This window comes from Streptococcus oralis (assembly GCF_021497885.1).
Taxonomy (GTDB): Bacteria; Bacillota; Bacilli; order Lactobacillales; family Streptococcaceae; genus Streptococcus; species Streptococcus oralis_BQ.
Genome location: NZ_CP046523.1, coordinates 675,377 through 696,503, shown reverse-complemented (window position 1 = coordinate 696,503; position 21,127 = coordinate 675,377). Strand labels below are relative to the sequence as shown.

Genomic DNA, 21,127 nt, shown 5'->3' with positions numbered 1-21,127 from the left:
GATGGCTCGCAGCACCGCCATTTCTCTGGACTAAGATGACAGAAAATCAATTCTCAACTTTCTTATTATATCGTTTTTTGGGTTCTGCGTCAACTGGAAAAACCGATAATAAACCATCACTCCTACTTCCGATACATTTTAAATTGTAGGAAGAGGTCGCTGTATTTGCCTGTCCATTTATGGTCAAACTTCTCATAAACTTCTAGGTTTTTCATGGTATCAGCGTCTGGATAGAAGGCCTTGTCTTCCTTGGTCTCCTCTGGGAGCAGTTCCTTGGCTGTGTTATTTGGTGTTGCATAGCCTACATACTCAGCATTTTTCAGAGCATTGTCGGGTTTCAACATAAAGTTGATAAAGGCGTAGGCTGCATCTTGGTTTTTCACAGTTTTTGGAATGACCATGTTATCAAACCAGAGATTGCTGGCCTCAGTCGGAACGACATACTTGAGGTTAGGATTTTTCTCCAACATCTGACTGGCTTCCCCAGAGAAAGTCACACCGATAGCAGCGTTGTTCTGAATCATGTAACCCTTCATCTCGTCTGCCACAATGGCCTTGATATTTGGAGTCAATTTGTAGAGCTTATCCACTGTCTCTTCCAACTGCTGAGGATCCTTGGAGTTGAGACTGTAACCAAGTGAGTTAAGCCCGAGTCCCAGCACCTCACGCGCCCCATCAAAGAGCATGATGGAATCCTTGTATTCTGGTTTCCAGAGGTCATCCCAATGCTCAGGCGCCTCATCTACCATGGTTTCATTGTAGACAATTCCCAAAGTTCCCCAGAAGTATGGGATGGAGAATTTATTGCCCGGGTCAAAGGACTGGTTGAGGAACTCAGGTCCGATATTTTCGATTCCTTCAATTTTTGAATAATCAAGTGGAACCAAGAGGTCCTCATCCTTCATCTTGTTGATCATGTATTCACTCGGAATGGCGATATCGTAGGTCGTTCCGCCTTGCTTGATCTTGGTATACATGGCTTCGTTGGAGTCAAAGGTCTCGTACTGGACTTGAATTCCTGTTTCTTCTGTGAATTGCTCCAAGAGTTCTGGATCGATATAGTCTCCCCAGTTGTAGATAACCAGTTTTTGACTATCTCGGCTATTGATTTTATTGTCTAGATGAGTCGCAATTCCCCACAAGACGAGGATAATTGCTACAATTCCAGCTAAAAATGAATAGAGTTTTTTCATGCTTGCTCCTCCTTCTCACGTGAGATAAAGTAATATCCAACAACTAGGATAATACTAAAGAGAAAGACAAGGGCAGACAGGGCATTGATTTCTAGTGAAATCCCCTTACGAGCACGAGAGTAAATCTCAACTGACAGGGTTGAAAAGCCATTTCCTGTTACAAAGAAGGTCACGGCAAAGTCATCCAGCGAATAGGTAAAGGCCATGAAATAACCTGCAATGATAGACGGAGTCAGATAAGGGAGCATGATTTCCTTAAACATCTGAAATTGACTGGCCCCCAAATCATAAGCCGCATGAATCATGTCATCATTCATCTCCTTGAGACGAGGCAAGACCATCAAGACCACGATAGGGATGGAAAAGGCCACATGACTAGATAGAACGGTCAAAAAGCCAAGTGAAAACTTAAGCTGGGTAAAGAGAATCAAGAAGCTGGCACCAATCATAACGTCAGGTGCAACCATGAGGATATTATTGAGTGATAAAAAGGCTTCTTGGTATTTCTTACGAGACTGATAGATGTAAATAGCACCGAAAGTCCCGATAATGGTCGCTATCAAGGCTGATAAAAAGGCCAATAAGAAGGTCTGGGTGAGGATCAACATGAGACGACCATCACCAAACATGGTTTTAAAATGGCCCAAACTAAAGCCGGTAAAACTGTTCATATCATCGCCAGCATTAAATGCATAGCCAATCAAGTAAAAAATTGGCAAATAAAGGATGATAAAGACAAAGGCTAGGTAGAGATTGGCAAATTTTTTCATCGTTCTCTCCTTTCCTTGGTCACCCACATGGTGATGAACATGGTCAGGATAAGGATCACACCGATGGTAGAACCCATTCCATAGTTGTCATTGGTTAGAAAGTTCTGCTCAATAGCCGTTCCCAAGGTAATAACGCGGTTCCCACCGATCAAACGTGTCAGCATGAAGAGGCTCAAGCTAGGGATAAAGACGGACTGGACCCCACTTCTCACTCCATTCATAGATAGAGGGAAAATGACATGGCGGAAGGTCTCCCACTTGGTCGCACCGAGGTCATAGCTGGCATTGATCAGATTATTATCCATATCATCCAAAACATTGAAGATCGGCAAGATCATAAATGGAAGCTCGATGTAGCTTGCGACAAAGATAAAGGAGAAATCCGTAAAGAGCAACTGTTGCGAACCGATTCCGATGAACTCTAAAAATTGGTTAATGGAGCCATCTTGACCAAAAATCCCGATAAAGGCATAAGCCTTTAGGAGGAGATTGATCCAAGTCGGCAGGATAATCAGCATGAGCCAGAGTTGACGGTGCTTGAGACGGGTCAAAAAGAGGGCTGTCGGATAGCTGATGAGTAGCGTCACCATAGTCACAATCCCCGCATAGAGCACAGAGTTGAAGCTCATTTTGAGATAGGTCAAGTTTTGTGATGCAAAGTAGGATTTGTAGTTTTCTAAACTAAACTGCCCTTCGATGTTGAAAAAGGATTGTCCAAAAATCAAGACTAAGGGTGCGAGGACAAAGAGTGCAATCCAAAGCATATAGGGCACTACAAAGAGTTTAGAGGTTGTTTTCTTCATCTCTTTCCTCCTCGATTGCGTTAATCAGACCTGCTTCTTGCTCTTCGATTTCTACGTATTCTTCAATACGAGCATCGAACTCTTCTTCAGTTTCATTGAGACGCATGATGTGGATGTCTTCTGGTTCAAAGTCCAGACCAATCTCCTCACCTACGATGGCCTTACGAGTTGAGTGGATCATCCATTCATTTCCAAGTTCATCATAGGCGATAATCTCATAGTGAACCCCACGGAAAAGTTGAGTATCGACCTTAACTTGGAGCTTGCCTTCTTCAGGAAGGGTAATGCGCAAGTCCTCTGGACGAATGACAACCTCGACAGGCTCATTTGGCTTCATCCCACCATCGACCGCTTCAAAGCGTTTGCCGTTAAACTCAACCAAGTAGTCCTCAATCATGGTTCCTGGCAAGATGTTGGACTCACCGATAAAGGTAGCAACAAAATGGTTGATCGGCTCATCGTAGATATCCACAGGTGTTCCAGATTGGACAATCTCGCCATCGTTCATAACGAAAATCCAGTCACTCATAGCAAGGGCTTCTTCTTGATCGTGAGTGACAAAGACAAAGGTAATCCCCAATCGTTGTTGCAGTTCACGCAGTTCGTACTGCATGTCTGTTCGCAATTTCAAGTCCAGCGCTGACAAAGGTTCATCCAACAATACCACACGAGGTTGGTTGATGATAGCGCGGGCAATGGCTACACGCTGTCGTTGTCCTCCAGAAAGTTTACGGATGGAACGCTTCTCATAACCTTCCAACTGAACCATCTTGAGAACTTCCGCTACACGCTGCTCAATTTCTTTCTTGTCAATTTTACGCAAGCGTAGCGGAAAGGCAACATTTTCAAACACATTCATATGTGGAAACAAGGCATAGGATTGGAAGACCGTATGGACGTCTCGCTTGTTGGTCGGGATGTCATTGATCCGCACCCCGTCCAGCAAAATATCTCCTGTCGTCGCATCCAGTAAACCTGCAATGATGTTTAGGATAGTTGATTTTCCTGAACCAGATGCGCCTAGTAGGGTATAGAACTTCCCTTCTTCCAACTCAAAGTTAATGTCTTTGAGAACCTTGGTGTTGCTGTCTTCAAAAACTTTAGAGACGTTTTTGAATTCAATAATTGGTTTTTTCAATTGGCATAAATTCCTTCTTTTTCATAAATTAACAGATCAGGGCTCTGTCAGGCCGCTACTACCTCTTGCAGGGAGTAAAACCACCTGCATACATCTTCGCTACCGATAGGCTTTCACCCCCTTTCCATTGACATAGCAGCAGCAATTCTGGCGAAACCTTATTCCTTCTCACCCAAGATTCGAACTTCTCTCTCAAGGGTGACACCTGAGTGTTCCTTGACTTTTTCAATAACAGATTGGATCAAGTCCTCGTAGTCTTTCGCCGTTCCGTCAGCAACATTGATCATGAAACCAGCATGCTTTTCAGATACTTCAACACCACCGATACGATAGCCTTTCAAGCCAGCCTCTGAAATCAACTGACCTGCAAAATGCCCTACTGGCCGCTTAAAGACTGAGCCACAAGATGGGTACTCTAGAGGTTGTTTAAGTTCGCGAAGGTGAGTCAAGCGATCCATTTCCTGCTTGATAACCTGATGGTTTCCTGGAGCTAGGGCAAATTTAGCTGACAAGACAATCGCCCCAGAATCCTGAATAGCTGAATGGCGGTAACCAAAAGCCAAGTCCTTGGCTGATAAGGTTTCAATTTCCCCTTCCTTGGTCAGTATCTTACAAGACTGCAAGATGTGAGCAATCTCTCCTCCGTAGGCACCCGCATTCATAAAGACGGCTCCCCCGATGCTTCCTGGAATGCCACAAGCAAACTCAAAACCAGTCAAACTATGACGGAGTGCAATGCGTGTTGTCTCAATCAAATTAGCACCCGCTTCTGCTTCAATAGTGTAACCATCAACTGAAACATTATTGAGCTTATCACACAAGATGACAAAACCACGGATTCCACCTTCACGAACGATGATATTGCTGGCATTTCCTAGCACCATCCAAGGTATATTCTCTTGATTGGCAAATTGGACGACACGTGCCATCTCATAGCGATTGCGTGGTAAAACTAGGTAATCCGCTCGACCTCCAACCTTGGTATAGGTATAGGTCTTCAAGGGTTCCTTGAAACGAATATCAATTCCTTCTAATTGTTCTTGTATTTTAGTTACTAATGTCATATCTCTTATCCTTTTGTAAAGTCATTTCATTATACCATTTTTAAAGGCTTTTGACGAACTGAAAAATGGAAGTATCAAAACATCGCATAAAAAAAGAGGTCACCCCTCTTTTTATGATTTTTTCCAAAATGTAGATTTTGTAAGCCAGATAAAAGCTAGTACTTCTAAAAGAAGAATGACCTCCACTAGAAGTGGATTTGCAATCCATCCCACTTGAGATAAGGCTGGAGCCAAGTCAAACAAGGCATGCAAACCATAGGCAGCAACGAGGTAGATCCATTTCTTTTGACGAACACTTTGATAGATCCAGATGGAAAGACCAATTTGGAGAACTAGGGCAAGCACACGCTCAACTCCTAGTAAATAAACCTGCCATACAGAAAGAGACTGAACCGTTTCAAGGGTAGACTTTGGAAGGAGATTGGCTACATCAGTATTTGAAGACTGGATGAGTGAAAAGAGGATCAACAAGCTGATTAAGCTTCCCATCCCAAGATAGAGCAACTCCAAACCTCCATGTCCCAAGCCGTAAGCCAAAGCGTCTTTCTCTTCTAGACTTCTCTTTTTCTCCAACCATTTAAAAAAGACAAGGCGGGCAGTTTCCTCAAAAAGGGCAGCCATGGCAATCGCGTAAAGAACATATAGGAAAGGTTGCTCATTCATGAGCGGAATGGTCCCATCTTTTTGCGGATGAAGTATCAGAAGGTGAACCATCTTCTCTAACACTTGAGAAGAAACAAAAAATGCGATTGCCCCCAAGCCCATCACTGCAAGAGAGATTTTAAACCGTTTTTTGGCGTACCAAGTCCCACCTACTAGGACTAAAACCAAAGCTATCATGGTAAGGATAATATGTACTGTCATCTTCTTCTCCTATTCTGACTTATCAATGTCTTTCTTCATCTCGTCAACGTTAAATTTGGCAAATAAATACTGGCGATCTTGGACTGGAAAACGTTGGTCCAACTGATCGACTGCTCCAACCTCGATCATTCCTTCTTTGATAACAAAGTCCATCACATGCCCACCAAAAGTCAAATCATCTGAGATAAAATGCAGATGGTAGCCCGCCACGCTGACCCCATGGAAAATCTCTGGTGTCCAAAATCCAACAATGGTTCCTGAAATATTTTCACGGCTATATTCAGGTTGATGAGTCGCCACATCAGCAAACTTGGTATCAGGTGTGGATTTGGGAATCATCCGCACATGCATTTGTGAAAATTCGCCATGAATCTTGATGGAACGAAAAAGATTTTCCCCATCATAGTAGGACTCAATTCGTTTTTCCAATTCCTTATCTGTCATCTCAAAGCGCTGACGAAAAATCACTTCTGCCTGATGGGGAACCACTGCCGCATAAGGAATAAGAGCATCTGCTGCTACCTCAACGATTTCAGGTGTTTGACCAGACCCCTTGGCTTGATAAGCCTTGCCATCAAGGACAATCAACTCCCCATCAATCGAATCAAGGGTTCCCAAACCAAGGTCGCCATGCTCCAGCAATTCTCCCACTGTCATGGTTCCACCATAGAGACCAGCCATAAGGGCACCTAGAGTATTGTATTGAAATAATTTTACCGGTTCCTGCACTTTTCTATCCATTCTCTTTCTTATCTTCTTTTCAATGAATCATCATACTTTCTAAGTATACCACATTTGCTCCTAGTTGTGAAAGGGAGAAATGCTTTTCCCATTGCAAAGGAGGCAAAAAAAAGGTACAATGTAACAAAATCAAGGGAGGTCTGGAATGAAGAAAGAAAGTAAATACCAAGCAGTCGTTTCCTTTCTAAAAAAGGGGATCGAATCAGGAAAATTTCCAACAGGCAGCCGGCTTCCCTCCATACGTCAATTGAGCCAAGACTTCCACTGTAGCAAGGACACTATCCAACGAGCCCTACTGGAATTACGCCATGAACAATACCTCTATGCCAAACCCCAAAGTGGCTACTATGTTCTGGAGCAAGGACAGCACCAAGACTTGGAAATTGAAGTCACTGACGAACACGCTAGTGCCTATGACGACTTCCGACTCTGCGTCAATGAAACACTGATTGGAAGAGAAAACTACCTCTTCAACTACTATGACAACCAAGAAGGTCTTGAGGAACTCAGACAATCTGTCCATCAACTTCTTTTCAACCAAGCCCTCTACTGCAAACCAGATCAACTGGTTCTAACATCTGGCACCCAGCAAGCTCTCTTTATCCTTTCTCAGATTAACTTTCCGAGCGAGGGAGCTGAGATTTTGGTCGAACAGCCGACCTACCACCGGATGAATCGCCTCTTGGTCGCTCAGGGATTGGCCTACAGGACCATTGAACGCCGAATCGATGGGATTGACCTTGACGAACTAAAAGAACAGTTCAAATCTGGAAAAATCAAGTTCTTCTATACCATTCCTCGCTTCCACTATCCTCTTGGCCATTCCTATTCTGATCAGGAAAAAAGGGCCATATTGGATCTAGCAAACCAGTATGGTGTTTATATCGTCGAGGATGACTATCTAGGAGACCTAGACCCTAAAAAAGGTCAGACCTTCCACTATCTGGATACAGAGGATCGGGTCATTTATATCAAATCCTTCTCAACCAGTCTCTTTCCAGCCCTACGTATCACGGCTCTCATTCTCCCAAATGCCCTAAAAGAGGCCTTTGTTTCCTACAAAAATATCCTGGACTATGATAGCAATCTCATCATGCAAAAGGCTCTCTCTCTTTACATCGATAGTCAGTTATTTGAAAAAAATCGACTGGCTCGACTGACCCTTCAAGAGAACTATCAGACTCGGATAAAGGAAGTACTTGAAAAAAATACCTGTCCCTTGCCCAACTATCCTCTACATGATGGGCTTCTCCTTGATTTGAGACACTATCCTAAAATTGCCAGTTTAAAGCATAGTTCACTCAAACTAGACTTCTTTGAAGAGGCTTATTTGGAAGCCTGTCCTTATCAGTTTGCCAAAGTCTCTCTCGAAAATTTAGAAGCACTATTACAATACATAAAAGCAGAATTGGATTAAACTCCAACTCTGCTTTCTTTTTTATTGTTCAACTTCTGTTAGTTTCGCTGCTTTTTCTAGATAGGTTTGATAAGTTCCTTCATCTTTCAGTTTTTGGATAACCTTATCTACTACTGCTTTCAAGTCTGATTGATTCTTCTTGATGGCAACGTCATTGGCTTCACCATCTTTCATCGTCAAAGTAGCTGTCGCAACGACAAGGTCTGAGATTTTACCTGCGTAACTAAGAGCAATTGGTTCATCCATATGAACAGCATCCACTTTCCCAGCCTGCAATTCATTGACTGCCTCTCCCATATTGGTCAAGGATGTCAATTGGGCATTTGGTAATTGTTTCCTTGACCATGGTTTCTGGCACAGTTCCCTTTTGTGCAGCGATATTTGCACTTGCAAGGCTTGAAAGATCCTTGTACTTGTCTAAATCGGCTTTTCTAACCAAGAAACTCATCTTGTTTTCATAGTATGGAATTGAAAAGTCAAAGACTTCCTTTCTCTCATCAGTAGCACTAATTCCTGCAATAGCCAAGTCAGCCTTTCCAGTTTGAAGACTGGTCAAGACATTGTCAAAATTCATACTAGAGATTTCAAGCTTAACGCCAAGTTCATCCGCAATCGCTTGAGCCATATCAATATCTGCACCAACCACTTGGTTTTTACCATCTACCAATGCTTGGAATTCAAATGGTGCATAGTCTGGACTAGTTGCCACAACTAGCTTCCCTTTTTGTTTGATAGCTTCCACAGCAGACTGGGAACTATCAGCACCTGACAGACAAGCTACAAACAAATAATATTCACTTTTAAAATTTTATAAATAAACGATATTTTTTGTTAATAATTATAACTAAATTGAAAATATTTGTGAACACTTCACACTTTTTTAATCAAAACAGAGAGGCTATTTACAAAAAATAGAAACACAATATTAAGCTTATCTACCAACTGGAAAATTATTTTCAAAAAAATCTTCAATCATATCTAGATGTTGTTGGTTCACAATTGTAATATTTTGTATGTCTCTATGATCAAAAAATCCTAATTCTAAAGTTTCATCACTTGTAAAAAAATTTGTAGAGATAGAAGTTTTAGATGAAACTAAATACAAAATTGTAAGAACTTGAGACTCATCAGCATTCGGATAACTATCTGAATATTTTGTATAAACATTTAAGAGTTTTTCCACTCTCACTTCGATTCCCGTTTCTTCATAAAACTCTCGCACTAAGGCTTCTAAAGCCGATTCACCTAATTCAATAGCACCACCTGGGAAAACCAAACCGGGCCAATCTTGTTTAAGCCTCTCCATGACAACAATTTTTTGTCCGTCGCGAATCATGTACAAATTGGTTAAAACCACTGTCTAAATACGAAGCATACTAACTCTTCATTCATTTTCTCATCCAAGCTTAAAATATTATCACCTAGTTTTTAGAGCACAAAATTAAAAATACAAACAACGCAACTGGTAAATAAGTTAAAATTTCTGTGATTGAAAATAACGCTGATAGATATTTTGTACTATTTTTAAATTCTTCTACTGATAATTTTAAATCAGAACTTTCCTTTAAATTACTAATCACACTTCCATAAAGTTTTCTATACAATCTTTCTTGCCATAGATAATAAGAATCTAGAAGCCAAAAGCCAATAATCGGAAAAAGATATATTAGAAAATTATTTTGTAGATTATCTTTTTGTAAAAATAAAAATAACCCTACAACAATCGTAATCATCCAGCCCTTGATCACAAAAGAATTTTGTGCCATCCTAGTAATTATTGATTGAACTAAATCAATATGTTTAGATTTTGTTTCTTTCATTTATTGTCTCCTTATTATTAAAAAAATTAACAAAATTAGATTCGGTTAAAATTTCACCACCTAATTTCTGATATTCTTCCTTGTTTTCTTCCAATGTTCTAAGTGTTTTATTAAACATACTACAAACTTCACTTAGAAGTGAATGAAGTGTTCCGAAGTGATTGTCAGTTGTTACCACACGTTCAGCATTATCATCAATATAAACATTAGGATGCACTGTTGTTGTCACTAGAGGTGCCGTAGGTTCTTCTTGACCAGCTTTAATAATCCCATGCTTCGTTTTAACAACCCAACCGGCACCTACTTCAAGTAAAACACCTCTTTTTTCTGCAGAGTTATTAGAATGTACATATAAAACATAGATTGGTTTATTTGAATAACTATTTATAAAAAATTCTCGAAAATAATCCCATATATTTTGTCCGTAAGGAACTACCGAGCGATTCTGCGGGTCACTAGTATAAATGATTTCTTCCTCACTGAAGCCATTGAATAATAATAAACCATATAAAACATTATTTAGCTTTTGGTCCTCCCGAGTATGGCTAAGCAAAATTTTTCTAGATTCATTATCAACCCTTATTTTTTTCATTCCTAATTGCTGGAACATATTATTTGCTATTTTAGGATCCAATGTGTTGTTTGGAACAGCTTTATTAAACGTTTCAAGTACTTCTTGTGCTTTTTCTGCAAATTCATCCTCGGCTTTTCGTTTTTGTTTCTTTTTACTTTCTAGTTTATCTTTATTCTTAGCTTTAATTGCTAAATCTTTTTTTCTGAGCACTTGGTTTAATATATCTGATGCAGCCTCCAAGAATATTTTATAACGAACATCGTCGCTCTTATATCCTTGTCTATTGCTCAATGCCATATCAGGTAAATTTGTTTCTTCAAATTCATCTACATATAATTGCCCCACAACATAAACTTCATTCAATCTATTTTGACCAATTTCGTTTAAAACATTAAATTGACCTAATTTCCCATGAGAATATATTGCTAGAAAGTTATCTGGAAAATCAGATGATTCTTTCTCTTTCAAACCCCTTGTCGTACTATATGTACCTATCCATCCTTTTACTTCCAAAGTTCTATCTTCAATTTTACCTAATCTGTTTTTTATTGAATAGTCTTTTTTGATAGGGTTCTTTACTGAATAATTAAGATTTGCGTATTTAGGGGATTTATTTTTAAATTTATCAAGAATTCCATACTCATCTTTCCCAAATATGATAAGAGAGTCCAAGGAGGTCGCCAAAGAATCCACAAACTTTCTTGAAGTTTCATTTTTTCCATCTATCCCCTTGATATGAATTGCAAAAGGGTTTTCTTCATTATCGCTCAGTTGCGGGAAAAACTTTGAAAGATTGTTTTTTATAGTTTTGGACAGCTTAGGAATTTCAAACTCTGAGTCCAGCATCTCAATCCTTGTCCCAGACTCAGTAATATGATCAAAATACATCTCATCTTCAGAAATCGCCTTTAATCTCCCATTATCTGGAACAGTTCTCGTTAACCAGAATCCCGATTTATCACTGCCCGATTTCGTCATCACTTTTACTCTGCTAGAAACAGCTAATGCTGCTAGTTTACCAATTCCCTTTCTCCCCATTTTAGGTCGTTTATATTTCTCACTTTTTGAGCTATTCTCATCAACTCGAGTTGGTTTAGCCACAGATAAATACTTTTCTCGTGTTTCATCATATGTCATTCCCTTTCCATCATCCTCAATGATAATTACAGAATCCGAAAAATTAATCCAAACATTTTCAGCATCAGCATCATAGCTATTAGCTACTAGTTCTGCTAGCACATAATAAATATTAGTGTACAAACTAGGTCCCAATAATTCTAATATTTCTGGACTAATTTGAATTGGATATTCTTTTTTCATTATACGTCCTCCAAATGATTTAATATACTTTGACCAATTACCTCTCCCAACTTAGGTGGAACAGCATTCCCAATTTGTAGTGCTACCTGTGAAATAGGATATTTTCCCTTAAGTTCAGGTTGTGTAAATAAGTAATCTCTCGGAAATGTTTGTAACATTGCACCTTCACGTAGACTTAAAGCTCTATCTTGATCAGGATGTCCAAATCGCCCATTTCCTATTCCTGGAAATTGTGTTGTAATTGTATTAGCAGGTTTATCCCATTCTAAACGACCATATACCGATCCAAAAGAAGCTCCGCTTTTTTTCTTATAAGCTTCCAGTAATAGCTCCTCGTCCCAATCCCTCCAAGTTCCACCAGGTTTTGACTGCTTTATTCTCTTCATATTCAATTCAGATAGATTTCTGCTTCTATGAAGAGGATCATTTAAATCAGTATCTCCTGCCTTCAATTTTGGTAAATTTCCAATTGTATCTCGAAGTGTAGGGTAATTATCTTTATTAAATTGTGCAGGAATTAATTTGATTTCTCCCAATTTTGAAGCTAAAAGCAATAATCTCTTTCTTTTTTGAGGAACACCGTAATCTGGCGCGAATATCACTTTGTAATCAATTAAGTAATTATTATCATTCAAAATCTGGATAAATTTATCAAATACCTTTTCATTGACCATTTGTGGAACATTTTCCATTGAAACAATATCGGGTTGAACATACTCTATTTGTTTCCCAAAATAGTCTAAAAGATCCATCTTCTGAAGTGTATTCTCATTATTCTTGTACTTATGACTATAAGTCGAAAAGGGTTGGCATGGGGCACAACCCATTAAAATTTTTATATCAGTATCATTCGGATAAAGAGCAGTAATTTCCTTGCTATCAATTTCTTTTACATCTTTTAAAATGAATCTCGCTTTATTATTAAATTCGTATGCAAATTGACTATGAGGATCTATATCATAACCTGCTATTACATTTATACCTGCTTGCTGAACACCACAGGTCAACCCTCCAACACCACAAAACAAATCTACAGCATTAATTTTCATGGCAATATCCTCCATTTTAAATTATAGCATTCTTTTTGAACTTTTTACAGTATATATAATTGGTAAAAACTCGACTTCTTATTTTATCAACGTTTTAAGCACCTGTTATTATGCACAATCACCACCTGGTAAGCCCCAAGTTCCTTTATCTGCACGTTTTTGTAATAATATTTTTCCTAATTGACTTAATATTCCAGAGGTAAAATTTAAAATTATTTTATCTTTTCCTACTTTTTTTCTTATATTCTGTATGTAGTCCATTACTCACTTCTGACAAAGTAAACCATCAATACAACGAAAGCTTACTATATTAAAAAGTAAGCTTTCACAATTATTCTATCATTTAAATACTTTATAATTCTACAATCTTACCTGTTTCAAAGTAAACAACCCATTCACAGATATTTTTTGCGTAGTCTCCGATTCGTTCCAAGAAGGAAATGACCTGGAAGTAATCACGGCCTGTAACGATGGCTTCAGGATTTTTCCTAATTTCTTCTGTAGCCAAATCTCGGATACTATCAAAGTAATGGTTGATTTTTTCATCCATCGCTGCTACTTCGTAGGCTTGATCCACAGAACCGTTGAGATAGAGATCTAGAGCTGCTTCGACGAAGTTTTTCACGTCGCGTCCCATCTTTTTGATTTCTTCTTCAACAGAAGGGATACGTTGCTCCCCTTTCATACGAATGGTCGCCTCAGCGATAGACACTGCATGATCTCCCATGCGTTCCACGTCTGACACTGCCTTGAGAACGGTCAAGACGGTACGAAGGTCTTGCGAAACAGGTTGTTGAAGGGCAATCATTTCAAATGATTTCTTTTCCAACTTCACTTCATATTCATTTACTTCTGCATCGTCTTCGATGACTTCTTTTGCCAAATCACGGTCATGAGTGACAAAGGCACGTACTGTACGATTGATCTGCGAGAGCACTTCTTGTCCCATAGCGTAGAACTGGTTGTGCAATTTCTCCAAATCTTCTTCAAATTGAGATCGTAACATCTTTCAACTCCTTATCCAAATTTTCCTGTAATATAATCTTCTGTTTCCTTGTTTTGAGGGGAAAGGAACATCTTCTTCGTATCATTAAACTCAATCAAATCTCCATCTAGGAAAAAACCTGTCTTATCAGAGATACGTGAGGCCTGTTGCATCGAACGCGTTACCAAGAGCATGGTGTATTTATCTTTCAGACCATACAAGGTTTCCTCAATCTTACCTGCAGAAATAGGATCCAAAGCTGAAGTTGGTTCATCTAAGAGGATGATTTTCGGGCTGGTTGCCAAAACACGGGCAACACAGACACGTTGCTGTTGACCTCCTGAGAGACCAATGGCCGAATCATGCAAACGATCCTTGACTTCATCCCAGATAGAAGCACGTTGCAAGGCCTTTTCTACTGCTTCATCAAGAACTTGCTTATCCTTGACCCCATTGATACGTAGTCCGTAAACAACATTTTCGTAGATAGACATAGGGAAGGGATTGGGCTGTTGGAAAACCATGCCGATCTCCTTACGCAATTCAACCGTATCGGTACGAGGGCTGTAAATGTTGTGGCCATTATAAATCACTGTCCCAGTTGTTGTCACCTCAGGGTTTAAATCTCCCATGCGGTTGATGGCCTTGAGAAGAGTTGACTTCCCTGAACCTGACGGACCAATGAGGGCGGTTATTTCCTTGGGTTGAAAAGAAAGAGAAACACTATTCAAGGCCTTCTTTTTGTTGTAATAAACGGACAGGTCTTTAACCTGCAAAATCGGTTCTGTCATGCTGTTTCCTTTCTAACCAAAGTGTCCCGTTACATAGTCATTGGTTGACTGTAACTTAGCATTTTGGAAAATATTGGATGTCTTATCATACTCAATCAAATCGCCCAAGTAGAAAAATCCAGTGTAGTCACTTGCACGGGCAGCCTGCTGCATACTGTGGGTCACGATGATGATGGTAAAGTCTTTCTTCAACTCCAGCATGGTTTCTTCAAGCTGGGCTGTCGCAATTGGATCCAAGGCTGACGCTGGCTCATCCATCAAAAGAATGTCTGGTTTAACAGAGATAGCTCGAGCGATACAGAGACGTTGTTGCTGTCCACCAGAAAGCATCAAGGCTGACTTGTGCAAATCATCTTTGACCTGGTCCCAAAGGGCAGCCTGACGGAGAGAAGTTTCCACAATTTCATCCAAGACCTTCTTATCCTTAACTCCTGCACGTTCGTGGGCAAAAGTAATGTTGCGGTAGATAGACTTGGCAAATGGATTTGGCCGTTGGAAGACCATTCCGATATGCTTGCGCATCTCATAGACATTGATTTCTGGACGGTTGACATCAATTCCTTGGTAGAGGATTTGCCCTGTTACCTTGGCAATGTCAATGGTATCATTCATCCGGTTGAGACTGCGAAGGTAGGTAGATTTCCCAGATCCAGACGGACCAATCAAGGCTGTAATTTTATTTCTTTCAAATTGCATATCGATGCCCTTAATGGATTCATTTTTACCATAGTAAACATGTAAATCCTTGGTTGAGAGGGCCACTTTTTCTTCAGGGAAGGTGATGATATGCTTTTCATCCCAGTTATATTTTGACATGGCTTCTCCTTTAGGCAGCGGTTAATTTCTTGTGTAAATAGCTTCCGAGTTTGCGTGCTCCAAAGTTAAAGATTAAGATAAAGATGAGGAGCACAGCTGCAGAACCTGCAGACACGATGGTAGCATCAGGAATGGTTCCCTCGCTATTGACTTTCCAGATGTGGACAGCCAAGGTTTCTGCTTGACGGAAGATTGAGATGGGGCTGGTAACACTGAGAATATTCCAGTTAGACCAGTCTAGGGCTGGTGCAGACTGTCCTGCCGTATAGATAAGAGCGGCAGCCTCACCAAAGATACGGCCAGATGCCAAGACAACACCCGTTACGATGCCTGGAAGAGCTTCTGGAATGACAACATGAACTACAGTCTCCCAACGTGAAATTCCAAGGGCCAGACCAGCCTCACGTTGTGTATGGTGAACATGTTTTAAACTGTCCTCAACATTTCGAGTCATCTGAGGGAGGTTAAAGACCGTCAAGGCCAAGGCACCTGAAATGATTGAAAATCCATACTCAAACTGGACTACAAAGATCAAGTAACCAAAGAGACCCACAACGACTGATGGTAGAGAAGACAAAATCTCAATACAGGTACGAATAAAATTGGTCACAGGTCCTTTTTTGGCATACTCAGCGAGGAAAACGCCAGCTCCCATAGACAGGGGAACAGAAATGATCAAGGTAATGACCAAAAGGAAGAAGGAATTGTAGAGCTGAATCCCGATACCCCCACCTGCTTGATAAGAGGAGGATTTCCCAGTCAAGAAGGTCCAAGAGATGTGCGGTAACCCTCTCACCAAGATATAGAGAATCAAAGATGCCAGAATGGTCACGATGATACCCGCGATGGTATAGAGGACAGCTGTTGCAAGTTTATCTAATTTCTTAGCGTGCATAGTTTTTCTTTCCTCTTTCTTTCGTAATCAATTTAATCACACTGTTAAAGGCCAAACTCATCAAGAGCAAGACTAAGGCCAGTGACCAGAGAACGTTATTATCAACCGTTCCCATGACGGTATTCCCAATTCCCATAGTCAAAACAGAAGTCAAAGTCGCAGCTGGTGTTGTTAGCGAGGTTGGGATAACTGCTGAGTTTCCGACCACCATCTGAATAGCAAGGGCTTCACCAAAGGCACGTGCCATTCCAAAGACTACTGCTGTGAAAATACCTGAGCGTGCTGCTTTCAAGGTCACACGCCAGATGGTTTGCCAGCGAGTCGCTCCCATAGCCAAACTCGCTTCACGATAGTGACGAGGCACAGCACGCAAACTGTCTGTTGTCATAAAAGTTACAGTTGGTAGAATCATGACAAAAAGAACGAAAATCCCTGACAAAATCCCAAAACCAGTTCCACCAAAGACGCTACGAACAAAAGGCACCACAACTTGCAAACCGATAAATCCATAGACGACTGAAGGAATACCGACGAGGAGTTCAATGGCTGGTTGCAAAATCTTTGCACCCTTTGGTGATACCTCGGTCATAAAGACTGCAGCTCCAATAGCAAAGGGTGTTGCGATGAGGGCAGATAAAATCGTCACAATAAAGGAGCCCAAAATCATTGGAAGGGCACCAAATTGTTTCCCTGAAGGATTCCAAGTTTGTCCAAAGAGGAAATCAAAGATGTTGACCCCATTGACAAAGAAGGTCGATAAGCCTTTTTGGGCTACAAAAATCAAAATCATCGCCACTATGATCACAATCAAAGAAAGACAGGCGAAGGTCAAACCTTTACCAAACTTCTCAAGACGAGAGTTCTTTGAAGGAGAGAGTAATTTTTTTGAAAGTTCTTCTTGATTCATTATTGACTCCCTTCTATCGCTGTCACTGTACCTGAAGCATCTTTTTGGACTTTCATTTCATTGATGGAAATATAGCCCATGCCCTTAACAATACCAGTTTGGGCTTCGTCTGAGAGGATGAATTTTAAAAATTCAGCTGCCAACTCATTAGGCTGACCTAGAGTGTACATGTGCTCATAAGACCACAAAGGCCAGTTGTTGGTCGTTACATTTTCAGTTGTCGGCTCATAGCCATTCAGTTTCGTGCTTTTCACTGAGTCATCCACATAGGCAAAGGCAAGATAAGAAATGGCTCCTGGAGTTTGCGAAACAATTGACTTGACCATCCCGTTAGAATCCTGCTCTTGGCTCTGCATAGCCGCCTGACCATTCATTACGACATTGTCAAAGGTTGCTCGCGAACCAGAACTTGCTGCTCGGTTGATGATTGAAATCGCCAGATCTTTGCCCCCAACTTCTTTCCAGTTGGTCACTTCACCTGTAAAGATTTTACGAAGTTGCTCAATTGTCAGATTTTCAACATCCACTTCTTTGTTCACAATCACTGCCAGACCAGCTACTGCAACCTTATGGTCCACAAGCGCTGAAGCGTCAATTCCATCTTTTTCCTCCGCAAAAACGTCAGAGTTCCCGATGTCAACTGCTCCAGACTGGACTTGGGATAGTCCTGTACCCGATCCACCACCTTGAACGTTGACTGTTTTTCCGATATTTTTTGAACCAAATTCGTCTGCTGCGGCTTCGACCAGAGGCTGAAGGGCAGTTGAACCGACGGCTGTCATGGTTTCTCCACGATCAATCCAGCTTGCACATCCAGCTAGAAAACCTGCAAGCAAAAGAGTCGCAAGAGATAGGACGAGCTTTTTTCTTTTTTTCACTGTTTTTCTCCTTGAACATAATGATGAATGTTCTGATATCTTTCAGTTCCTATCATTTCAATCAATGATGATAAGATTTCGTTTACGATTTATAGGCTGGAAGCCCCCTTGAGGACCAGTCAGTTCATCACATAATATAAGTAAAAATGAAAGACTATCAGAAAAAACTCATACTTCCAATATAACATAGAAAATCTTCTTTGACTAGCTTTTTCACTTGAATCTGAGGCCTTTTGGATAATAATTTTTCAAAACATTTCCAGTAACTTTTGCAAAGCCCAGACCGTTTCCATGAACCAGAACTTGATACCAGCCATTTGGTAGACTTTCAGCTAGCTGAACTGTTTCCCCAGCTACATATTTTACAAAATTCTCATCCTTGATTTCGACTCTTTGTTTCACTTGACTTGGTTTTAAGGCTAATCCCAGAGCAAAGCTTGGTTCGAAGCGTTTCTTCTTAAAAGTACCCAGATGAAGTCCATTTCGGGCAATTTTGAGTTTCCCTAGATCAGGTAACATCTCTGGCAAGAGATAAAGTTGGTCTCCAAAAGTTTGCAAGATACCAGCTAGATTGACCCGCAAGTGTTTTTGGGCAAATTCTTGCCACAAAGCCAGTTGCTCACGACTGAGATTGCTCTTGCTAGCCTTGAATTTAGGTGCCGGATTTTCTCCCTTAAACTGCAGGTGGGCAACAAACTGGCCTTCTCCCTTGAAATGATGAGGATACATCCGAGCCGTTTCAGGAAGGTCAATTCCTGCTACCATGCCATTCACATGATCAACTGGAAGCAGTTCAAAATCATAAGTATCCAGCAACCAGTGGACGATTTCTTCATTTTCCTCTGGTGCCCAAGTACAGGTCGAATAGACCAAACGACCACCTTCTGCAAGCATGGTCACTGCATCTTCTAAAATTTCTCTTTGGAGACTGGCACATTGGCTAGGATAATCGGTACTCCAATAATCCATGGCCTCTGGCTGCTTACGGAACATCCCTTCACCCGAGCAAGGTGCATCAAGGACAATCACATCAAAATAACCTTTAAAAACCTTGGCCAAGCGGTCAGCAGATTCATTGGTCACGACAACATTTGTCGCTCCAAATCGCTCCATATTTTCCACTAAAATCTTAGCACGCTTGCTTGAAATTTCGTTGGAAACAAGGACTCCTTGATTAGCCAGATAAGCTGCTAGTTGAGTGGATTTTCCACCTGGTGCTGCAGCCAAGTCTAAGACCTTCATACCGGGAAGGGGTTGAGCTACCTGGGCCACCATTTGGGCTGCAGGCTCTTGTGAATAAACGAGACCTGTCACATGCTCTGGAGATTTCCCAGAGACTTTACCATAATGCCCCCAAGGTGTATGGGGAATGGCATCTGCAAACGACAACTGACTTTCTTTTAAGGGATTGATCCGAAAAGCCGAAACCGCTTCTTGTTTAAAAGAGGCAAGAAAATCTCTTGCCTCATCTTCTAATATCGCTTCATATTTTTCAACAAATCCTTCTGGAAATTGCATTTAATTTTCTTTCCTTTCATAAATATAGGACTGAATTTCTTCTTGCATCTCAATTGGCACCATCATAACAGGCTGACGCGTTTTAAAATCAGCGGGCTCACCTGATACCGTAAGAAGGCGATAACCCAGACTTTCTCCTAAAATACTAGCCGCAGCGTAATCCCATGGCTGCAAGTAGGTAATATAAGTCAGAAGGCGACCCGATAAAACCTTAGCAAAACTAATGGCCGCACTGCCATATACACGGACACCCAACGCTGCTCGCCCTAAATCTGCCAAGCCCCACTCATTGCTTTCAAACATACCTGAGTTACCGGCAACTAAAAATTCTTGAAGAGGTTTCTTTTTAAAAGGCGGTAAGGGATCATTATTGCGGCAAGGAGGAAAGGTACCACCACCATGGTAACAATCACCTTTCATAACATCATAAATGACGCCAAATTTGCCCACACCATCCTCAAAATAGGCCAACATCACGGCAAAATCTTCCTGCTGAGCGACAAAGTTATTGGTACCGTCAATGGGATCAATCACCCAAACGGAACCTTGACCAACTGCAGCACGTAAACAGCCCTCTTCCGCACAAATCAAGTCCTCAGGATAGGAGGACTTGATCCGATCAACCAAGAGATCCTGAACCTCCTTATCCAGACGCGTCACCAAGTCTGTAGGTGAAGACTTTCGCTCGACCTGCAAATCTTCTTTCATGTGAGCCAAAATATAGGCAGCAGCTTCCTGCACAATCTGCTTGGCAAATTCAAATTTAGTTTCCAAGAGAAATCTTCCCTTCTCTTTTTTCTTTTGCTAATTGAACTGCATGATAGAAGGAATAACCGCTAGCCGTCTCAAATTCACGACCTAGGCGCTTTTCTTCACTTTTGCTCGGGACCACAGACTTAAATTTCTTGTAAGAATCTAGCAGTTTTTTAGCTTCTACCTTGTCTTCATAGGCAGCTTCAACATCATTAAAAAAAGAAAGCACTGAAGCAAGTTCTTCAGTGCTCCACGACAAATCTAGTGGGTAACTATACTGTTTGTTCATCTATCCAATACCAGCTCTCAATGTTGCTTCTTTTAGTTCTTGTTTACGGTAACTACGAGGGAGAAAAGCACGAATCTCATCTTCATTAAAACCGATCTGCATGCGTTTGGTGTCTATAATAATTGGGCGACGCAAAAGACTAGGATATTGCTCAATCAACTGAAGCAACTCCGATACCGAAATACTCTCTACATCAATATCCAATTTTTGAAAAATTTTTGAACGAGTTGAAATGATGTCATCAGTACCATTTTCGGTCAAGGAAAGAATGTGTTGTAATTCTTTTCTTGTTAAAGGACTGGTCATAATATTGTGCTCCTCAAAAGGAACTTTATGCGTCTCTAACCAGGCCTTTGCCTTACGACATGATGTACAGCTCGGTGATAAAAATAGTGTAATCATGCTTTTCTCTTCTTTATCTATACTTTACTATTCCTATTATACAAAAAAATAAAGCGCTTGACTAGCAATTTCTAGAAAAAAGCCTATTTTTTTCTAGAAAAATAGACTGTATGCGAACGAATTACTCAATTCCAATGAAG

Annotated in this window: 23 protein-coding genes and 1 pseudogene; 1 reads left to right on the top strand and 23 read right to left on the bottom strand. The window is 40.7% G+C overall.

All coding sequences use genetic code 11. The features are described from left to right. Positions 1 to 122 precede the first annotated feature (122 nt). The 7 genes from GOM48_RS03505 to budA all read right to left on the bottom strand — a co-directional run bounded on the left by GOM48_RS03505 (position 123) and on the right by budA (position 6,573). The gene (locus GOM48_RS03505; RefSeq protein ID WP_235098392.1) at positions 123 to 1,193 is read right to left on the bottom strand and encodes an ABC transporter substrate-binding protein; all 1,071 of its coding nucleotides are present in this window, start codon (positions 1,191 to 1,193) and stop codon (positions 123 to 125) included. Then, complete coding sequence (locus GOM48_RS03500; protein WP_235098390.1) at positions 1,190 to 1,963, bottom strand: ABC transporter permease; 774 nt, start codon at positions 1,961 to 1,963, stop codon at positions 1,190 to 1,192. The genes GOM48_RS03505 and GOM48_RS03500 overlap by 4 nt, the downstream gene beginning before the upstream one ends. Next, complete coding sequence (locus tag GOM48_RS03495) at positions 1,960 to 2,766, bottom strand: ABC transporter permease (protein ID WP_125424653.1); 807 nt, start codon at positions 2,764 to 2,766, stop codon at positions 1,960 to 1,962. The genes GOM48_RS03500 and GOM48_RS03495 overlap by 4 nt, the downstream gene beginning before the upstream one ends. After that, on the bottom strand, positions 2,747 to 3,904 hold the full coding sequence (locus GOM48_RS03490) for an ABC transporter ATP-binding protein (RefSeq protein WP_000742901.1): 1,158 nt from the start codon (positions 3,902 to 3,904) through the stop codon (positions 2,747 to 2,749). Before GOM48_RS03490 ends, GOM48_RS03495 begins: the two co-directional genes overlap by 20 nt. A gap of 158 nt (positions 3,905 to 4,062) precedes the next feature. After that, positions 4,063 to 4,968, bottom strand: a complete 906-nt coding sequence (murB, locus tag GOM48_RS03485; RefSeq protein ID WP_235098387.1) for a UDP-N-acetylmuramate dehydrogenase — start codon at positions 4,966 to 4,968, stop codon at positions 4,063 to 4,065. Positions 4,969 to 5,079: 111 nt separating this feature from the next. After that, positions 5,080 to 5,832 (bottom strand): YhfC family glutamic-type intramembrane protease, encoded by a 753-nt coding sequence (locus tag GOM48_RS03480; RefSeq protein ID WP_038806002.1) that lies wholly within the window; start codon positions 5,830 to 5,832, stop codon positions 5,080 to 5,082. Between the two features lie 9 nt (positions 5,833 to 5,841). After that, entirely contained in the window at positions 5,842 to 6,573 is a 732-nt protein-coding gene (gene budA, locus GOM48_RS03475) for an acetolactate decarboxylase (RefSeq protein ID WP_038806001.1), read from the bottom strand. Between the two features lie 145 nt (positions 6,574 to 6,718). On the opposite strand from budA, the gene GOM48_RS03470 reads away from it, so the two are divergent. Next, a complete protein-coding gene (locus GOM48_RS03470) occupies positions 6,719 to 7,990 on the top strand; it encodes a PLP-dependent aminotransferase family protein (protein WP_235098385.1) in 1,272 nt (423 codons plus the stop codon). Between the two features lie 21 nt (positions 7,991 to 8,011). Here the strand turns inward: GOM48_RS03470 and GOM48_RS03465 are convergent. From GOM48_RS03465 to GOM48_RS03390, 16 genes and pseudogenes are all read right to left on the bottom strand, one after another. Further along, positions 8,012 to 8,777, bottom strand: a pseudogene (locus tag GOM48_RS03465) (ABC transporter substrate-binding protein). Positions 8,778 to 8,921: 144 nt separating this feature from the next. Then, entirely contained in the window at positions 8,922 to 9,326 is a 405-nt protein-coding gene (locus GOM48_RS03460) for an NUDIX domain-containing protein (protein WP_169446278.1), read from the bottom strand. Positions 9,327 to 9,411: 85 nt separating this feature from the next. Next, positions 9,412 to 9,810, bottom strand: coding sequence for a hypothetical protein (locus tag GOM48_RS03455; protein WP_169446279.1), 399 nt, complete (start codon positions 9,808 to 9,810; stop codon positions 9,412 to 9,414). Then, on the bottom strand, positions 9,791 to 11,704 hold the full coding sequence (locus GOM48_RS03450; protein ID WP_169446280.1) for an ATP-binding protein: 1,914 nt from the start codon (positions 11,702 to 11,704) through the stop codon (positions 9,791 to 9,793). Before GOM48_RS03450 ends, GOM48_RS03455 begins: the two co-directional genes overlap by 20 nt. Next, the gene (locus tag GOM48_RS03445) at positions 11,704 to 12,753 is read right to left on the bottom strand and encodes a DNA cytosine methyltransferase (RefSeq protein ID WP_169446281.1); all 1,050 of its coding nucleotides are present in this window, start codon (positions 12,751 to 12,753) and stop codon (positions 11,704 to 11,706) included. Before GOM48_RS03445 ends, GOM48_RS03450 begins: the two co-directional genes overlap by 1 nt. A gap of 108 nt (positions 12,754 to 12,861) precedes the next feature. Next, positions 12,862 to 13,014: a DNA mismatch repair protein MutT gene (locus GOM48_RS03440; protein ID WP_169446282.1), complete on the bottom strand. Its 153-nt coding sequence runs from the start codon at positions 13,012 to 13,014 to the stop codon at positions 12,862 to 12,864. A 91-nt stretch (positions 13,015 to 13,105) separates the two neighbouring features. After that, a complete protein-coding gene (phoU, locus tag GOM48_RS03435) occupies positions 13,106 to 13,759 on the bottom strand; it encodes a phosphate signaling complex protein PhoU (protein ID WP_000946469.1) in 654 nt (217 codons plus the stop codon). Positions 13,760 to 13,770: 11 nt separating this feature from the next. Further along, the gene (gene pstB, locus GOM48_RS03430) at positions 13,771 to 14,529 is read right to left on the bottom strand and encodes a phosphate ABC transporter ATP-binding protein PstB (protein ID WP_000138670.1); all 759 of its coding nucleotides are present in this window, start codon (positions 14,527 to 14,529) and stop codon (positions 13,771 to 13,773) included. Positions 14,530 to 14,541: 12 nt separating this feature from the next. Next, positions 14,542 to 15,345, bottom strand: a complete 804-nt coding sequence (gene pstB, locus GOM48_RS03425; protein WP_009730331.1) for a phosphate ABC transporter ATP-binding protein PstB — start codon at positions 15,343 to 15,345, stop codon at positions 14,542 to 14,544. Positions 15,346 to 15,355: 10 nt separating this feature from the next. Further along, positions 15,356 to 16,240 (bottom strand): phosphate ABC transporter permease PstA, encoded by an 885-nt coding sequence (pstA, locus tag GOM48_RS03420; protein WP_235098383.1) that lies wholly within the window; start codon positions 16,238 to 16,240, stop codon positions 15,356 to 15,358. Then, positions 16,230 to 17,147 carry a phosphate ABC transporter permease subunit PstC gene (gene pstC, locus GOM48_RS03415; protein ID WP_001070944.1) on the bottom strand — a complete coding sequence of 306 codons (918 nt, stop codon included), beginning with the start codon at positions 17,145 to 17,147 and terminating at the stop codon, positions 16,230 to 16,232. The genes pstA and pstC overlap by 11 nt, the downstream gene beginning before the upstream one ends. Next, complete coding sequence (locus GOM48_RS03410) at positions 17,147 to 18,025, bottom strand: phosphate ABC transporter substrate-binding protein PstS (protein WP_235098381.1); 879 nt, start codon at positions 18,023 to 18,025, stop codon at positions 17,147 to 17,149. Before GOM48_RS03410 ends, pstC begins: the two co-directional genes overlap by 1 nt. Positions 18,026 to 18,238: 213 nt before the next feature. After that, positions 18,239 to 19,543, bottom strand: coding sequence for an RsmF rRNA methyltransferase first C-terminal domain-containing protein (locus tag GOM48_RS03405; protein WP_235098378.1), 1,305 nt, complete (start codon positions 19,541 to 19,543; stop codon positions 18,239 to 18,241). Next, positions 19,544 to 20,317 (bottom strand): inositol monophosphatase family protein, encoded by a 774-nt coding sequence (locus tag GOM48_RS03400; RefSeq protein WP_235098377.1) that lies wholly within the window; start codon positions 20,315 to 20,317, stop codon positions 19,544 to 19,546. Further along, positions 20,307 to 20,585: a UPF0223 family protein gene (locus GOM48_RS03395; protein WP_001041963.1), complete on the bottom strand. Its 279-nt coding sequence runs from the start codon at positions 20,583 to 20,585 to the stop codon at positions 20,307 to 20,309. The genes GOM48_RS03400 and GOM48_RS03395 overlap by 11 nt, the downstream gene beginning before the upstream one ends. Beyond that, on the bottom strand, positions 20,586 to 20,987 hold the full coding sequence (locus GOM48_RS03390) for a Spx/MgsR family RNA polymerase-binding regulatory protein (RefSeq protein ID WP_004246303.1): 402 nt from the start codon (positions 20,985 to 20,987) through the stop codon (positions 20,586 to 20,588). Positions 20,988 to 21,127: the final 140 nt, after the last annotated feature.

Bases quoted from the DNA above. Each gene is read 5' to 3' on its own strand.
- GOM48_RS03505 (WP_235098392.1), bottom strand. From the start codon at position 1,193: ATGAAAAAACTCTATTCATTTTTAGCTGGAATTGTAGCAATTATCCTC.
- GOM48_RS03500 (WP_235098390.1), bottom strand. From the start codon at position 1,963: ATGAAAAAATTTGCCAATCTCTACCTAGCCTTTGTCTTTATCATCCTT.
- GOM48_RS03495 (WP_125424653.1), bottom strand. From the start codon at position 2,766: ATGAAGAAAACAACCTCTAAACTCTTTGTAGTGCCCTATATGCTTTGG.
- murB (WP_235098387.1), bottom strand. From the start codon at position 4,968: ATGACATTAGTAACTAAAATACAAGAACAATTAGAAGGAATTGATATT.
- GOM48_RS03480 (WP_038806002.1), bottom strand. From the start codon at position 5,832: ATGACAGTACATATTATCCTTACCATGATAGCTTTGGTTTTAGTCCTA.
- budA (WP_038806001.1), bottom strand. From the start codon at position 6,573: ATGGATAGAAAAGTGCAGGAACCGGTAAAATTATTTCAATACAATACT.
- GOM48_RS03470 (WP_235098385.1), top strand. From the start codon at position 6,719: ATGAAGAAAGAAAGTAAATACCAAGCAGTCGTTTCCTTTCTAAAAAAG.
- GOM48_RS03460 (WP_169446278.1), bottom strand. From the start codon at position 9,326: ATGATTCGCGACGGACAAAAAATTGTTGTCATGGAGAGGCTTAAACAA.
- GOM48_RS03455 (WP_169446279.1), bottom strand. From the start codon at position 9,810: ATGAAAGAAACAAAATCTAAACATATTGATTTAGTTCAATCAATAATT.
- GOM48_RS03450 (WP_169446280.1), bottom strand. From the start codon at position 11,704: ATGAAAAAAGAATATCCAATTCAAATTAGTCCAGAAATATTAGAATTA.
- GOM48_RS03445 (WP_169446281.1), bottom strand. From the start codon at position 12,753: ATGAAAATTAATGCTGTAGATTTGTTTTGTGGTGTTGGAGGGTTGACC.
- GOM48_RS03440 (WP_169446282.1), bottom strand. From the start codon at position 13,014: ATGGACTACATACAGAATATAAGAAAAAAAGTAGGAAAAGATAAAATA.
- phoU (WP_000946469.1), bottom strand. From the start codon at position 13,759: ATGTTACGATCTCAATTTGAAGAAGATTTGGAGAAATTGCACAACCAG.
- pstB (WP_000138670.1), bottom strand. From the start codon at position 14,529: ATGACAGAACCGATTTTGCAGGTTAAAGACCTGTCCGTTTATTACAAC.
- pstB (WP_009730331.1), bottom strand. From the start codon at position 15,345: ATGTCAAAATATAACTGGGATGAAAAGCATATCATCACCTTCCCTGAA.
- pstA (WP_235098383.1), bottom strand. From the start codon at position 16,240: ATGCACGCTAAGAAATTAGATAAACTTGCAACAGCTGTCCTCTATACC.
- pstC (WP_001070944.1), bottom strand. From the start codon at position 17,147: ATGAATCAAGAAGAACTTTCAAAAAAATTACTCTCTCCTTCAAAGAAC.
- GOM48_RS03405 (WP_235098378.1), bottom strand. From the start codon at position 19,543: ATGCAATTTCCAGAAGGATTTGTTGAAAAATATGAAGCGATATTAGAA.
- GOM48_RS03395 (WP_001041963.1), bottom strand. From the start codon at position 20,585: ATGAACAAACAGTATAGTTACCCACTAGATTTGTCGTGGAGCACTGAA.
- GOM48_RS03390 (WP_004246303.1), bottom strand. From the start codon at position 20,987: ATGATTACACTATTTTTATCACCGAGCTGTACATCATGTCGTAAGGCA.